This is a genomic window from Streptomyces sp. NPDC021096, from assembly GCF_040641275.1.
GTDB lineage: Bacteria > Actinomycetota > Actinomycetes > Streptomycetales > Streptomycetaceae > Streptomyces.
Genome location: NZ_JBFADG010000011.1, coordinates 18,105 through 31,112, shown reverse-complemented (window position 1 = coordinate 31,112; position 13,008 = coordinate 18,105). Strand labels below are relative to the sequence as shown.

13 protein-coding genes and 1 tRNA gene are annotated in these 13,008 nt (G+C 72.6%); 7 read left to right on the top strand and 7 right to left on the bottom strand.

Translation table 11 applies throughout. From position 1 onward, the window contains the following. The first annotated feature begins 36 nt into the window (after positions 1 to 36). The 3 genes from AB0G59_RS17000 (at position 37) to AB0G59_RS16990 (ending at position 3,245) form a co-directional block, all read left to right on the top strand. Complete coding sequence (locus AB0G59_RS17000; RefSeq protein ID WP_360912282.1) at positions 37 to 1,251, top strand: DNA polymerase III subunit delta'; 1,215 nt, start codon at positions 37 to 39, stop codon at positions 1,249 to 1,251. A 255-nt stretch (positions 1,252 to 1,506) separates the two neighbouring features. Beyond that, on the top strand, positions 1,507 to 3,060 hold the full coding sequence (locus tag AB0G59_RS16995) for an alpha/beta hydrolase (protein ID WP_360912280.1): 1,554 nt from the start codon (positions 1,507 to 1,509) through the stop codon (positions 3,058 to 3,060). A 111-nt stretch (positions 3,061 to 3,171) separates the two neighbouring features. After that, positions 3,172 to 3,245, top strand: a tRNA-Thr gene (locus AB0G59_RS16990). Between the two features lie 134 nt (positions 3,246 to 3,379). Here the strand turns inward: AB0G59_RS16990 and AB0G59_RS16985 are convergent. Next, entirely contained in the window at positions 3,380 to 4,027 is a 648-nt protein-coding gene (locus tag AB0G59_RS16985; RefSeq protein WP_071963849.1) for a ScbR family autoregulator-binding transcription factor, read from the bottom strand. A 115-nt stretch (positions 4,028 to 4,142) separates the two neighbouring features. Here AB0G59_RS16985 and AB0G59_RS16980 point away from each other — a divergent pair, with 115 nt between their 5' ends. Further along, positions 4,143 to 5,183 (top strand): ScbA/BarX family gamma-butyrolactone biosynthesis protein, encoded by a 1,041-nt coding sequence (locus AB0G59_RS16980; protein WP_360912278.1) that lies wholly within the window; start codon positions 4,143 to 4,145, stop codon positions 5,181 to 5,183. Positions 5,184 to 5,217: 34 nt separating this feature from the next. Here AB0G59_RS16980 and AB0G59_RS16975 read toward each other — a convergent pair whose 3' ends face one another. Continuing rightward, positions 5,218 to 5,991 (bottom strand): glucose 1-dehydrogenase, encoded by a 774-nt coding sequence (locus AB0G59_RS16975; protein ID WP_360912275.1) that lies wholly within the window; start codon positions 5,989 to 5,991, stop codon positions 5,218 to 5,220. Positions 5,992 to 6,366: 375 nt separating this feature from the next. On the opposite strand from AB0G59_RS16975, the gene AB0G59_RS16970 reads away from it, so the two are divergent. Continuing rightward, positions 6,367 to 7,464: a type III polyketide synthase gene (locus AB0G59_RS16970; RefSeq protein ID WP_071963922.1), complete on the top strand. Its 1,098-nt coding sequence runs from the start codon at positions 6,367 to 6,369 to the stop codon at positions 7,462 to 7,464. Positions 7,465 to 7,606: 142 nt separating this feature from the next. On the opposite strand, the gene AB0G59_RS16965 is transcribed toward AB0G59_RS16970, so the two are convergent. The 3 genes from AB0G59_RS16965 to AB0G59_RS16955 form a co-directional block, all read right to left on the bottom strand. Beyond that, on the bottom strand, positions 7,607 to 9,367 hold the full coding sequence (locus AB0G59_RS16965) for a S8 family serine peptidase (protein ID WP_360912272.1): 1,761 nt from the start codon (positions 9,365 to 9,367) through the stop codon (positions 7,607 to 7,609). Positions 9,368 to 9,601: 234 nt separating this feature from the next. Then, the gene (locus AB0G59_RS16960) at positions 9,602 to 10,057 is read right to left on the bottom strand and encodes a TerB family tellurite resistance protein (RefSeq protein WP_360912270.1); all 456 of its coding nucleotides are present in this window, start codon (positions 10,055 to 10,057) and stop codon (positions 9,602 to 9,604) included. Between the two features lie 99 nt (positions 10,058 to 10,156). Beyond that, the gene (locus AB0G59_RS16955; protein ID WP_360912267.1) at positions 10,157 to 11,185 is read right to left on the bottom strand and encodes a rod shape-determining protein; all 1,029 of its coding nucleotides are present in this window, start codon (positions 11,183 to 11,185) and stop codon (positions 10,157 to 10,159) included. A gap of 338 nt (positions 11,186 to 11,523) precedes the next feature. Between AB0G59_RS16955 and AB0G59_RS16950 the strand changes: the two genes are divergently transcribed. Further along, positions 11,524 to 11,847, top strand: a complete 324-nt coding sequence (locus AB0G59_RS16950; RefSeq protein WP_360912265.1) for a UBP-type zinc finger domain-containing protein — start codon at positions 11,524 to 11,526, stop codon at positions 11,845 to 11,847. 403 nt (positions 11,848 to 12,250) lie between these two features. Here the strand turns inward: AB0G59_RS16950 and rpsN are convergent, their stop codons facing one another. Beyond that, a complete protein-coding gene (rpsN, locus tag AB0G59_RS16945) occupies positions 12,251 to 12,556 on the bottom strand; it encodes a 30S ribosomal protein S14 (RefSeq protein ID WP_360912263.1) in 306 nt (101 codons plus the stop codon). Beyond that, on the bottom strand, positions 12,556 to 12,792 hold the full coding sequence (gene rpmB, locus AB0G59_RS16940) for a 50S ribosomal protein L28 (protein ID WP_360912260.1): 237 nt from the start codon (positions 12,790 to 12,792) through the stop codon (positions 12,556 to 12,558). Before rpmB ends, rpsN begins: the two co-directional genes overlap by 1 nt. Before the next feature lie 51 nt (positions 12,793 to 12,843). On the opposite strand from rpmB, the gene rpmG reads away from it, so the two are divergent. Then, positions 12,844 to 13,008, top strand: coding sequence for a 50S ribosomal protein L33 (rpmG, locus tag AB0G59_RS16935; protein WP_071963843.1), 165 nt, complete (start codon positions 12,844 to 12,846; stop codon positions 13,006 to 13,008).

Below are 13,008 nucleotides of genomic sequence, written 5' to 3'. Positions count from 1 at the left end.
GGGTAACCGCAGGACCGGACAGCGCGGAGGACAGCCATGGCGGTGTGGGACGACCTGGTCGGCCAGGACCGGGTGATCGAGCAGCTCTCCGCTGCCGCGCGCGACGCGGACGTGCTGGTCACGGGCGACGCGGCGGCCGCGGCGGCAGCCGCCGGCGCGTCCAGGATGACGCACGCGTGGCTGTTCACCGGCCCGCCCGGCTCCGGCCGGGCCACCGCCGCCCGGGCCTTCGCGGCCGCGCTGCAGTGCGTCAGCACGGACCGGACGTTCGGCGCCGCCCCGGGCTGCGGTTTCTGCGAGGGCTGCCACACGACGCTGGTGGGGACGCACGCCGACGTCGAGATCGTCCGCACGGACGTGCTGTCGATCGGCGTCAAGGAGACGCGTGACCTCGTCCGGCGTGCCCAGCTGTCCCCGGCGGGCGGCCGCTGGCAGGTGATCGTCCTGGAGGACGCGGACCGGCTCACCGAAGGCGCCGGCAACGTCCTGCTGAAGGCCGTGGAGGAGCCCGCTCCGCGCACGGTGTGGCTGCTGTGCGCGCCGTCCCTGGAGGACGTGCTGCCCACGATCCGGTCCCGCTGCCGGTCGCTGACCCTGCGGACGCCGCCCGTCGCCGCGGTCGCGGACCTCCTCGTCCGCCGGGACGGCATCGAGCCGGAGCTCGCCGCACAGGCCGCCCAGGCCACCCAGGGGCACATCGGCCGCGCCCGCCGCCTCGCCACCGACGAGCGCGCCCGGGCCCGCCGGGAGACCGTCCTGAAGATGCCGCTACGCGTCGCGGACATGGGCGGCGCCCTCAAGGCCGCCCAGGAGCTCATCGACGCCGCCGCCGAGGACGCCAAGCAGGTCGCCGAGGAGGTCGACACCAAGGAGACCGAGGAGCTGCGCGCCGCGCTCGGTGCCGCGGCCGGCACCGGCGGCCGTCTCCCGCGCGGCACCGCCGGCGCGATGAAGGAGCTCCAGGACCGGCAGAAGCGCCGCGCGACCCGTACGCAGCGCGACAGCCTCGACCTGGCCCTCACCGACCTCACCGGTTTCTACCGCGACGTCCTGGCGATACAGCTCGGCTCGCGCGTGGCCCTCGCCAACCCGGACGCCCGGGCCGCGCTGGAGCGCATCGCCTCCGGCTCCCGGCCGGAGGGGACGCTGCGCCGCATCGAGGCGATCTCCGCCTGCCGGCAGGCCCTCGACCGGAACGTGGCGCCGCTGCTCGCGGTCGAAGCCATGGCCGTCGCCCTGCGGGCCGGCTGATCGGGGAGCCCGGCCGCGAGTAGTACGGGTGAGGGTGGGCACACCGCAGGTTGGGTGATTCCTCACTCGTACGAGGACTAGTGGCCGGTAAGGCTGGCCAAGGCGGGTATCCGTCCGGATACGCTCCGTATGCCGTGTAAGTCCTGCGCCTTTACGTATGTACGACCGCTGTACGAGCGTGCGACATGCGTCCGCGTACGCCTCAGCGCCTCATGCCTGTCTGCCCACCTGTCTCCCACACAGAGGGACCAGCCTATGGACACCCGCCGCCTGCTCCGCACCTCCGGCACGCTGGCCGCGACCGCGGCCCTGCTGATCTCGGCCGCGGTCTCGGGAGGCGCGGCGCCGAGCGCGGCCGCGTCGGGCAGAGCGGGGGAGGAGGGGGCGCCCACCGCCCTGAGGCCGTACTACGAGCAGAAGCTCCGCTGGCACGCCTGCGCGGGCAAGCACCCCGGCTTCGAGTGCGCCACGCTGCGGGCGCCGCTGGACTACGACCGGCCCTCCGCCGGCGACGACCTCAAGCTCGCCGTATCCCGCAAGAAGGCGACCGGCCCCGGCAGGCACCTGGGCTCGCTCATGGTCAACCCCGGCGGCCCGGGCGGCTCGGCCATCACCTTCCTCCAGGGCTACGCGGCCGCCGCCTACCCCGCCCCCGTCCGCGCCCGCTACGACATGGTGGCGATGGACCCGCGCGGCGTGGCCGCGAGCGAGCCCGTCACCTGCCTGAGCGACGCGGAGATGGACGCCTTCACCAAGGTCGACGCGACCCCGGACAACGAGCGGGAGGTCGGCGAACTCACCGACTCCTTCAAGAAGTTCGCGAACGCCTGCGCGTCCCGCTCCGGGAAGCTGCTCCAGCATGTCTCCACCGTCGAGGCCGCCCGCGACATGGACGTCTTCCGGGCCGCCCTGGGCGACGACAGGCTGCATTACGTCGGCGCTTCGTACGGCACCTTCCTCGGCGCCACGTACGCCGGGCTGTTCCCCTCGCGGGTCGGCCGGCTCGTCCTCGACGGCGCGCTCGACCCTTCGCTCAGCGCGGAGCGGGTCAACCGAGACCAGACAGCGGGCTTCCAGACCGCCTTCGCCTCCTTCGCGGCGGACTGCGCCCGGCACGACGACTGCCCGATCGAGGGCGGCGGCCGCGCCGACGTCGCCGGCGTCCGGCTCAAGTCGTTCTTCGCCACCCTCGACCGCCGCCCGATTCCCACCGGCAAATCCCGCGAACTCACCGAAAGCCTCGCCACCACCGGTGTGATCTCCGCCATGTACGACGAGGCGTCCTGGCCCCTCCTGCGCAAGGCCCTGCACAACGCGCAGAACGGCGACGGCGCCCTGCTGCTGAGGCTGTCCGACGCCTACTACGAGCGCAACGACCGCGGCGTCTACACCAACCTCATGCCGGCCAACTCGGCCGTGAACTGCCTCGACCTCCCGCCCGCCTTCCGCGGCCCGGCCGGCGTCCGCCGCGCCCTCTCCGACTTCGAGAAGGCCTCCCCGGCGCTCGGCACGAGCTTCGCCTGGGCCGCTCTGAGCTGCGGATACTGGCCCGTCCCGGCCGTCGGCGCCCCCCACCGCATCACGGCGCCGGGCGCGGCCCCCATCCTCGTCGTCGGCACCACCCGCGACCCGGCCACCCCCTACCCCTGGGCCCGCGCACTGGCCGCACAGCTCTCCTCGGGCCGCCTGCTCACCTACGACGGCGACGGGCACACCGCCTACAACCGGGGCAGCGCCTGCGTGGACTCCGCGATCAACGACTACCTCCTCACCACCACCCCGCCCCCCGCCTCCCGCAGGTGCTCCTGACCCGGCCCCTGACCTGCGCGATCCCCTCCCGGAGCACCGTGTACGGAGCACCCCCGGAAACTGTGTAGACTTGGGCCCGCTGCTGATGCCAACCTTGGTTTCCGGCAGCGCGCCGCCTTAGCTCAGTTGGCCAGAGCAACGCACTCGTAATGCGTAGGTCTCGGGTTCGAATCCCGAAGGCGGCTCCGATGAAGCCCAGGTCAGTTCCTTGCTGACCTGGGCTTTTCGGTGTTCCGGGACAGCGGACGGATCGCCGGACGGAACATCGGACGCAGCACCGCCCGGGGTGCACCCCGGGCGGCGGGTCGGGTGCGGTCGATCAGGCCTGGTGGGCCGCTTCCGGGGCCTCCGCGCGCAGGCGCAGGGGGCGGTCCGGGGAGATGTCGAGGCGGGCCAGCACGGTGGGGACGGCGATGTTCGGCAGCAGGAGCTGGTAGAGCAGCGAGATCTCGCGGACGAGCTCGGGGGGCTCCGGCATGGCCTCGGAGATCAGCTGGACGCCCGTCCAGGCGCCCACGAGCAGGCGGGCGGTCTCCACCGGGTCGACGTGCGGCAGCGTCTCGCCCCGGCCCTTGGCGTCGGAGAGGAGCTCCGCCGCGACCGTGATCCAGTCGGGCCAGCTGGTGCCGAAGAGGGCACGCGCCCGCTGGTCGACGGAGAGCCGTATCGAGGCGCGCAGCATCGGCTCGCGGGGCAGCCGGTAGGCCAGGAGCAGTGAGGCGTCGAGCAGTTCCTGCAACTTGAACTGCTGCGGCACTACGCCTTCCATCGTCACGGCCTGACCGAGGACTCCGCGCGCCAGGTCCTCCTTGGAGCTGAAATGGAAGTACAGGGCACCGCGCGTGACATCGGCCCGCGCAAGGATCTGGGAAATGGTGGCCGCTTCGTAGCCGCACTCGTCGAAGACCATTCCGGCGGCTTCCAGAATCACCTGCCGGGTCCGGATTGCGCGCTCCTGCTGCGCCACGGATACCCCTCCTTCGTTTCAGCGGCCCCCGGTTGAAATGTACCAATAGGTAGGTATCTTTGGCGGCCAGTGTCTGTCTCGCTCAGTCCTACGCCTTGGCGCCCCAGGGGGGATCATGTCCGCAACTGTGCAGCAATCCTGCACGCTGATGCCCGGAATTCCGAAATCGGTGGGCTTCCCCGACCCGCTGGCAGTGCCGGCGCCCGTGCCGGACTCCGGGCGGACGCTCGTGGATTCGCCTGCCAAAGCGCCTGCGCCGTCCTCCGCACCGGCCTCCGGCCTGGGCGGGACGCGGGTTGCCAAGGAGCTCGTCCACTTCCGCGACGAGGAATCCGTGCTCGTCACCGACTGGGTCCGCCGGGGCCCTGCCGAATTCACGCTCGCCGTCGAGTGGCCGGGCAGTACATCGGGCAGCCGGCCCGATCCCGTGCTGGCTGCACAGACGGTCCGGCAGTGCGGACTTGCCATTTCCCATGCCGAGTTCGGGGTTCCTCTCGATCATCAGTCGCTGTTGCGGAACCTTAACTACAGCATTGACCCGACCCTGTCCACGGCCGGGAATGGGCCGTTGCGTCTCACCGTGGATCTGAGGTGTTCAACGGCGCGGAATGGGTGCGGTGATCGCCCGCTCGGGGCGGAAGCGATGGATTTCACCGTCCGGCAGGGCGACCATACGGTGATCCGCGCCCACTCGCGTTCGTCCTGGATTTCCCCCGGCGTCTATCGGAGGCTGCGCGGGGCGTATCTGTCGCCCGCCTGGGGCGAGTGGGAGGTGCCGCCGCCGGTGCCGGCGGCGAGTGTCGGCTGCCTGACGGCCTCGGAGGTCGCGCTGGCGGCCGCCGGGCGGCCCGGGAGCTGGCTGCTGCGCAACGACGTGGGGAACAAGGTCATGTTCGACCATCCCGTCGACCATGTGCCGGGGCTGGCTCTGCTCACCGCCGCCGGCCAGGCCGCCCAGGCGGTCGTCTCGCCCGGGATCCTGGTGCCGACCGCCGTGACCACGTCCTACAGCCGGTACGTGGAGTTCGACGCGCCCTGCAGGCTGGACGCGGTCGTGCTGCCCGCCGGCGCCCCCGGCCACGCCGCCGTCGAGGTCACCGGGGTGCAGAACGCGGAGGTGGCCTTCCGGATAGGCGTGCGGGGGCTGTTGCGCTGAGCGGTCGGCCGGCGCGGACGGGCCGCGCCGCGCGTCACTGGTTGACGAAGCCGCCGTCCACGGGCATCACCACGCCGGTGAGGAAGGGCGAGCGGTCGCTGAGCAGCCAGGCCGCCGCCTCGGCGATCTCCTCCGGGTCGGCCGTGCGGGCCTGCGGCGTCATGGCGTTGACCATGTCCTCCAGGCCCGGGTTGCGCGCGAACCAGTCGGCGGTGATCTCGCTGCGCGTGGTGCCGGGCGCCACCGCGTTGACCCTGATGCCCTGCTTGGCGTACTCGTCGGCCGCGGCCCGGGTCAGCCCGACCACGGCGTGCTTGGAGGCGATGTAGGGCGCGGCGGAGGGGATGGCGACGAGGCCGGCGACGCTGCTGTTGTTGACGATGGCGCCGCCCCCGCTCGCGAGCATCGCCGCCAGCTCGGGGCGCATGCAGTTCCACATGCCGCGGACGTTGGTCTCCATGATCGTGTCGTAGACGTCGTCGCCCATGAGGTGCATCGGGGTGCGGTCGCCGCCGATGCCGGCGTTGTTGAAGGCCGCGTCCAGCCGTCCGTACCGCTCGACCGCGAACTCCACCGCGCGCCGGGCGTCTTCGGCCTTGGTGACGTCGGCGACGACGTACGCGGCCTCGGCGCCCGCGGCGGTCAGCTCCTCGGCGAGGGCGGTCAGCCGGTCCTCCCGGCGGGCGGCCAGGACGACCGTCGCGCCCTCCCGTGCGAACACGCGGGCCGCGGCGGCGCCTATGCCGCTGCTGGCGCCGCTGATAAAGGTCACTTTGCCGGAAAGGAGATGATTTCTCGTGCTGGTCATGAGTGTGCAGTGTGCCAGCACGGCGCGCGCCCGGGGAGCGCGGGGCGGCGCCCGGCGCGGGGGTGGCCGCGGGGTCGCGGGGAGCGCTCGCGAGGGGCCCTCCGGGCCGGTTCCGTCCGCGGGGGACGAAACCGTGCATTCCGTCCCGTATGTGCCGCAACCATGTGCTTTCCATGGCATTCCTGGGGAATTCCTGTGGACTTTCCATGGCGTTCGATGGACGTCAGTTCAGTTTGTGGGGAAAAGTCCGCTCTTCGGGTGAACTTTCCGAGCATAGGTGTGGCGCGCTTCCCAATGCGGCATGCACTGGACATAAGCTGGCGCGCCTTTTCGGCGGCCCTGGGCATCGAGAACCGACGCGACTGGGAGGCCGTCATGGCGACACTGTGCAGACCGGCCATCGCCGTCCCGGAGCATGTGATCACGAGGGAAGAGACTCTCCACCTCGCACGCACGCTCCACGGCGATCATCCTCAGCTGGAGCTCGCGCTCCGGCTGATCGGCAACACCGGGGTGCAGAAACGACACCTCGTCCAACCGATCGAAGACACGCTCAAGCATCCCGGCTTCACCGTACGGAACGCCCGTTACGAACGCGAGGCCAAGGCACGGGTGCCCGACGTCGTCCGGCGGGCGCTGGACCACGCCGAGCTGACGCCGCGCGACATCGACCTCATCGTCTATGTGTCGTGCACGGGCTTCATGATGCCGTCGATGACCGCGTGGCTGATCAACACCATGGACTTCCGCAACGAGACCCGGCAGTTGCCGATCGCACAGCTCGGCTGTGCGGCCGGCGGTGCGGCCATCAACCGGGCGCACGACTTCTGTCAGGCCTACCCGGAGTCCAATGTGCTGATCGTGGCGTGCGAATTCTGCTCGCTGCTCTACCAGCCCACCGACCTGGGCGTGGGGAACCTGCTCTCCAACGGGCTCTTCGGCGACGCCCTGGCCGCCGCCGTGGTGCGCGGCGAGGGCGGTACGGGCGTGCGGATCGAGCGCAACGGCTCGCACCTGGTGCCCGACACCGAGGAGTGGATCTCCTACGGGGTCCGGGAGACCGGCTTCCACTTCATCCTGGACAAGCGCGTCCCGGGGACGATGGCCATGCTCGCGCCCGCCATGCGCGACATGGCGGAGCCGTACCAGTGGGACGTCTCCGAGCTCGACTTCTACATCGTGCACGCCGGCGGCCCGCGCATCCTGGACGACCTCAGCCGCTATCTGGGGCTGGCGCCGGAGACGTTCCGCTACAGCAGGGAGACGCTGACCGAGCGCGGCAACATCGCCAGCGCGGTCATCTTCGACGCCCTCGAGCGGCTCTTCGTGGACGGCGGCGCCGACCACGACGCCCGCGGCATCATCGCCGGGTTCGGTCCGGGCATCACCGCCGAGATCGCCCTCGGCCGGTGGACGGGCCCGGGCCCCGGCCGCGACCGCGCGGCCCGCGAGTCGGTCCCGCTGCCCGCCTGAGGGCCGCCACCCGCTCCCGGGAGCCGCTGCGGGCACGGGCGGGCTCCCGGGGTACGGGCCGCCCCGTGGCGGCCCGTACGGCGGCGGCCCGCCCCGTAGCGGCCGCCGCCGGGCCGCGCGCCCACCGTCGCCGGCCGCCGCGCTACGGGCTGTCGGTGACGACCAGGCCCACGACCCGGTCGTCCGCGTACCAGACCCGTACGCTCCCGGCGGCCCGGCCGCCCGCGAAGGCGGTGTGCACGGCCTGCCGTACTGCCGGGTCCGGGCTGTCGAGGCCGCGCCAGGCGCCGGCCACGAACAGCCGGAGCTGGGGCGGGCGCTCGGGCGGGTACGGGATGAGCTCGTCCCACAGGCGTTCGGCGGTGCCCGAGGCGACCGGTGAGGGCAGCAGCCGGCCGACGGCCGCGCGGACGTCCGGGCGGTTGCCGATCCGCTGGGACGCGGGGCGGCCCGGTGCGCCCTGCTGCGGCGTGCCGGTCGTCCGCAGCACCTCGCGGGCCCGTTCGGCGGTCAGCGGCTCCCGGCCGGCCGCCCTGAGCGCCCCCTGGACCGATGCCAGCGCCCCCACCACGATTGCCGAGGCCGCCGATGTGCCGCAGAAGACGTCCGTGTACCAGGCGTCCTCCTCGGCGCCGCCCTGGAGGTCGCCGGCCCCCTCCCCGTACCCGCCCGCCGTCGTGACCTCCACGCCCCAGCCCTGGGCGTCCAGCCGCGCCCCGAAGTTGGAGAAGGCGAGCCGCGAGCGGTCGGGGCCGTGGTCCCGCCCGTGCGTGCCCGGCGGCGGGGCGCCCGCGCCCACGAGGACCGCGCCGGAGGACGGGCCGCCGGGGCCGAACGGGTTGCGCCACCAGGACGGGAAGCCGTCCGGCCGCGCCTCGTACAGGGGGTCGTCCAGGCACTGGCCGCCGTTGCCGGCGGCCGCCACGACCACGACGCCCTTGGCCGTGGCGTAGCGGACGGCCGCGAAGTCGTCCGGCCACCATTCGAGGGGGACGCAGCCGCGCTGGTCGTCGCGGTCGCAGTAGCCGAACCGGGGGCCGGGCCGGTGCAGTGCGAGCAGGACGAGCCCGCCCGGCGGGAGCCGGTCGGCCGCGGCCCGCAGGGCGCGGGCGGAGCCGATGCCGGGGAGGGCCGCGGCGGCGGTCAGCGCGCCGGGGGCGATGCCGGTGATGCCGCGGCCGGTGCGGTCGCCGCCGACGACCCCGAGGGCGTTCGTGCCGTGATTGCGCCACGCCGGGTCCTCCAGCGGGGTGCCGGCGACGATGCCCGCGAGTTTGCGCCCCAGGTCCGCGTGGCCGAGCCGCCAGGCGCCCTCCACGGCGACGACGCCCACGCCCTCTCCCGTGCCGCCCGGCTGCGCCCAGGCCCAGCGTGCGTCGACGCCCTCCGGCGCGGGGGCCAGATAGCCCTGGCGGGGCGTGAAGTCCGGGGTGCGGCGGGCCGCGGGGGCGTCGGCCGCGGCGGTCGCCGTGGCACGGCGGGGACGGTCGGGAGGGTGGGTGTGGGGGTGCGGGTGGCCGGGGGCGTCGGGACCGTGGGCGGGCAGGGCGCCGGGTTTGACGTACGCGCCGTCGACGCCGGGCAGTGCGCTCAGCCGGGCGGCGAGCTCGTCGTGGTGGCGTTCCACGCCCCGTACGCGGTGGAACAGCGCCAGGTGCCGCCGGAGTTCGTCGCTCGCGGCGCCCCCGGGCCCATACCCGAAGAGGGGCTCCAGCGTGAGCCGTTCGTCGGTCAGGAAGCGGTTCAGCGGCGAGGTGTCGGTGCCGGTCGCGGAGCGTACGCCCGCGGGGTCCGCGCGCAGTGCGGCGTCGGGGTGCGCGACCACGATCAGTTCGCGGTCCGCCGGGAGATAGGTGAAGCCGCCCGCAACGGGGCGATGGCCTTGCCCTTGCCCGTCAATCATGGGCCCACAATCTGCTGTGGGACCGCGGCGCGTGGCAAGGCGGTCGCGTCGGACACGGCGGTCCGCGGACGCGCCGGGGGCCCGCGGGGGCGGGCGCAGGTCACCTCGTACGGACCGGGGTGACCTGCGCCCGCCGCGCTGCCGCGGCAGACGATTACCGGCCGGTTCCGAAAGGATCGGTGGCCTGATCAATGGCTTGATCAGTCAGTCGGCCGATGACGTCGCCGGGGGAACTCACAGATCGAATTCGGCCGGGTTGATGCCGAGGGCGAAGCAGGCCTCGCGGACGACGGCCTGTTCGGTCTTGTCGAAGTCGCCGTCGGCGCCGCCGATGACAATGCCGATCTGGATGACGGCACGCGCCTCGGTCGGCTTCTTCTGCACCTTGCCGATGGTCTGCAGGATGCTGACCTTGCCGAAGGCGAAATCGGTCGTCAACTTCTGGCAATAGTCGTTGAAACGCGCCTGCAGGTCGTCGGCGGGGAAGTTCTGCAGAACGTCGTTGGTGGCGATCAGCGCGGCGACGCGCTGCCGCTCGGAGGCGTCGATCGAACCGTCAGCCGCCGCGACCAGAGCGCACATTGCCATGCTCGCGTCACGGAATCCGCCGCTCTTCAGGTCGTTCTTCTTGGCTATCAGCTGGCCCTGCATCGTCGTCGCCGAATCCTTGAGCCGGTCCCAGAGCGCCATGTGCGTGTATCTCCTTGGTGAAATAGGGGTGCACCGGGAGAACTGTTCCGGGGGGTAAAGAAGTTCCCAAGGTGTCGGCCGACCTGATGCAGACCTGATTCAGCTCGCCATCGGATCCAGATGAAGTGGCTTGATCTTTCCCTCGATCATTGCGCCCAGCCCGATCACGGAACAGACGTCGGGCTGTTCGGCGATGCGCACGAACATGCCGGTGCCTTCTTCGATCATCGTGTCCAGACCGGGCAGCATCGCGGAGCCGCCCGCCAGCATGACCCCGCGCTCCGCGAGATCGGCCACCAGGTCGGGCGGGCACTCGCGCAGCACGCGCCCGATGGCGTCGAGCACGGCGGTGAGCGGGGTGTGGATGGCCTCGCGGACGTGGGCGGTGTTGACCAGGACCGTACGGGACAGGCCCGTCGCCACGTCCCGGCCGCGCACCTCCGCCTCCGTGCCGCTGCCGGAGCGGTCGAAGAGGGCCAGGTGCAGGGGGTGCAGGCCCTGGGAGGGCAGCATCAGTTCGTACTCGCTGCGCAGGTGCTGGATGACGGCGTAATCGATGGCGTCACCGCCGATCTGCACCTTCTCCGCCGCGACGATCGAGCCGATCGACAGGACCGCGACCTGTGTGGACGCCGCCCCGCACACCACGATCATCGTCGCCTCCGGCTGCTCGACCGGCAGTCCGCAGCCGACGGCGGCCGCGATGAGGGTGTCGACCAGCTCCACGCGGCGCGCGCCGAGCGCGCTGAGCACCTCGACGGCGGCGCGCTGGGCGATCGGCTCCGCGTCGTGCGGCAGGCAGACGGCGGCGCGCAGCAGTGGCTTGCGCCGCCAGGCCCGGCGGATCTTGTCGTCGACGAGGAAGCGCAGCATGCGCTGGGCCATCTCGATGTCGACGACCGTGCCGCCGGAGATGGGGCGTACGACGCGGATGTGGCCCGGCGTACGGCCCGCCATGCCTCCCGCGAGCTCACCGACCGCGATCAGCGAGCCCGTGCGGGTATTGACCGCGGCCAGACTCGGTTCGTCCACGACCAGGCCCGTGTCCTTCAGATAGACGCGCGTCCTGGCCGCTCCGAGGTCGACGGCGACGGTGCAGCGGCTCAGCTGATCGAGATTGAGGGTCATGGTGGTCCCTGCCCTGGGGGGTGCGGCGGACGGACCGTTCACTGACGGTCCTTCCGCCATCGTGCAAGGAGGCGCGCCGTGCTGCCCGCTGGAATGCGCCGCACGAGGGAGTGTCGGCATGACGCTGCGTCAGGGCTCGGGCCGCCGCTGCCCGGCGCCGGCCGGCGCGCGCATGGCGCGCGTACGGCCGATTCGTGCTCCGGGGCGGAGACGAACACCCCCGTCGCCCGTCTCCGCTCCCCGGATCACGGAAGTGAGTCTGCCATCAGGGTCTGACAATCGCGCTGACCTCGGCTTTCGGCGCGCGTGCGGGCGTTCGCGGGCCTACGCTCGAAGGTATGAGCGAGCCACTGACCTGGCAGGTCGCCGCCGACGTCGAGGGCCGTCCGGCCGATCGCGACTGCGCCCATCTGGGCGAAGCGCGCGAGGTGACGCCGAGCACGACGGAAGGCTGCGAGGACTGCCTGCGGATCGGGTCCACCTGGGTGCACCTGCGCGAGTGCCTGGTGTGCGGGCACGTGGGCTGCTGCGACAGCTCCCCGAACCGGCACGCGAGCGCGCACGCGAAGGCCGAGCCCGGCCACGATCTCGCCCGGTCCTTCGAACCGGGCGAGGACTGGGCCTGGTGCTACGCGGACGACCTCCTCCTGGTCCCGGCCTAGCGGCCCGTCCCGGGCCGTCCGAGGGGTAGGCGAGGCCTGCGTACCCGCCCTGCCCCGGGCTGAGCCGGCTCGGCACCGCCGGATACGTCGTGGGGGTTGCGCGCCGTCGCGGCGGGGTTTGCGGGCCGCATGGCGGCCCGCGCCCGGGCCTGACCGCTGTCGCGGCGGGCGGCCGGGGCCGCGTTCTCGCCGCGCGCCGTCGCGGCGGGGTGCGGCGGGCCCGCGTGTCGGCTCGCGTCCGGCCCACGCGCTGTCGCGACGGGCGGCCGGAGCCCGGGTTCTTGCCCCGCGCCATGCGCGGCTCGGCGGCCCGGCGGAGCCGGGGCCTGCCTTCCGCCCGCATCGCGGCGGGGAGGGCGGGGCCGACTCCCCGCCTCCCTGCGTGCCGGCGGCAGCCCAGGGGCTACCAGCTCGACTTCCGGACGCCCGGCAGGTACCCCGCGTGCGCCTGTTCGCGGAGGTTGACGCGGGAGAGGCCGAACGCGCGGAAGTAGCCGCGCGGGCGGCCGTCCACGGCGTCGCGGTTGCGGACGCGCGTGGCGCTCGCGTCGCGCGGCTGGCGGCACAGCTCGCGCTGGGCGGCCTCGCGCTCGGCATGGGGGGTGTGCGGGTTGCGGACGACCGCCTTGAGCAGGGCCCGGCGGGCCGCGTAGCGGGCGACCGTCAGGCGGCGCTGCTCGTTCTTCGCGATCTTGCTCTTCTTCGCCATCAGACGCTCTCCCCACGGGCGCGGATGCGGGCCACCGCGGCCTCGATGCCGATCTGATCCACGGTCTTGATCCCCTTCGCGCTCAGCCTGAGGTGGACGTGGCGGCCCTCGCTCGCGAGCCAGTAGCGCTTGCGCTGGACGTTGGGGTCGAAGCGGCGGCTGGTGCGCCGGTGGGAGTGGGAGATGGTGTTGCCGAAGCCGGGCTTGCGGCCGGTCAGTTGGCAGTGGGCGCTCATGGCGCGGACCTCCTAATGAAAATGGAAACCATTTCTGTATAGTAGCCCCCCATGGCCCGCAACGAACTACGTCCCGTCGTCAAGCTCCGGTCCACCGCCGGGACCGGCTACACCTACGTGACCCGCAAGAACCGCCGTAACGACCCCGACCGAATGGAACTGCGCAAGTACGACCCGGTCGTCGCGCGCCACGTGGTCTTCCGAGAGGAGCGCTGA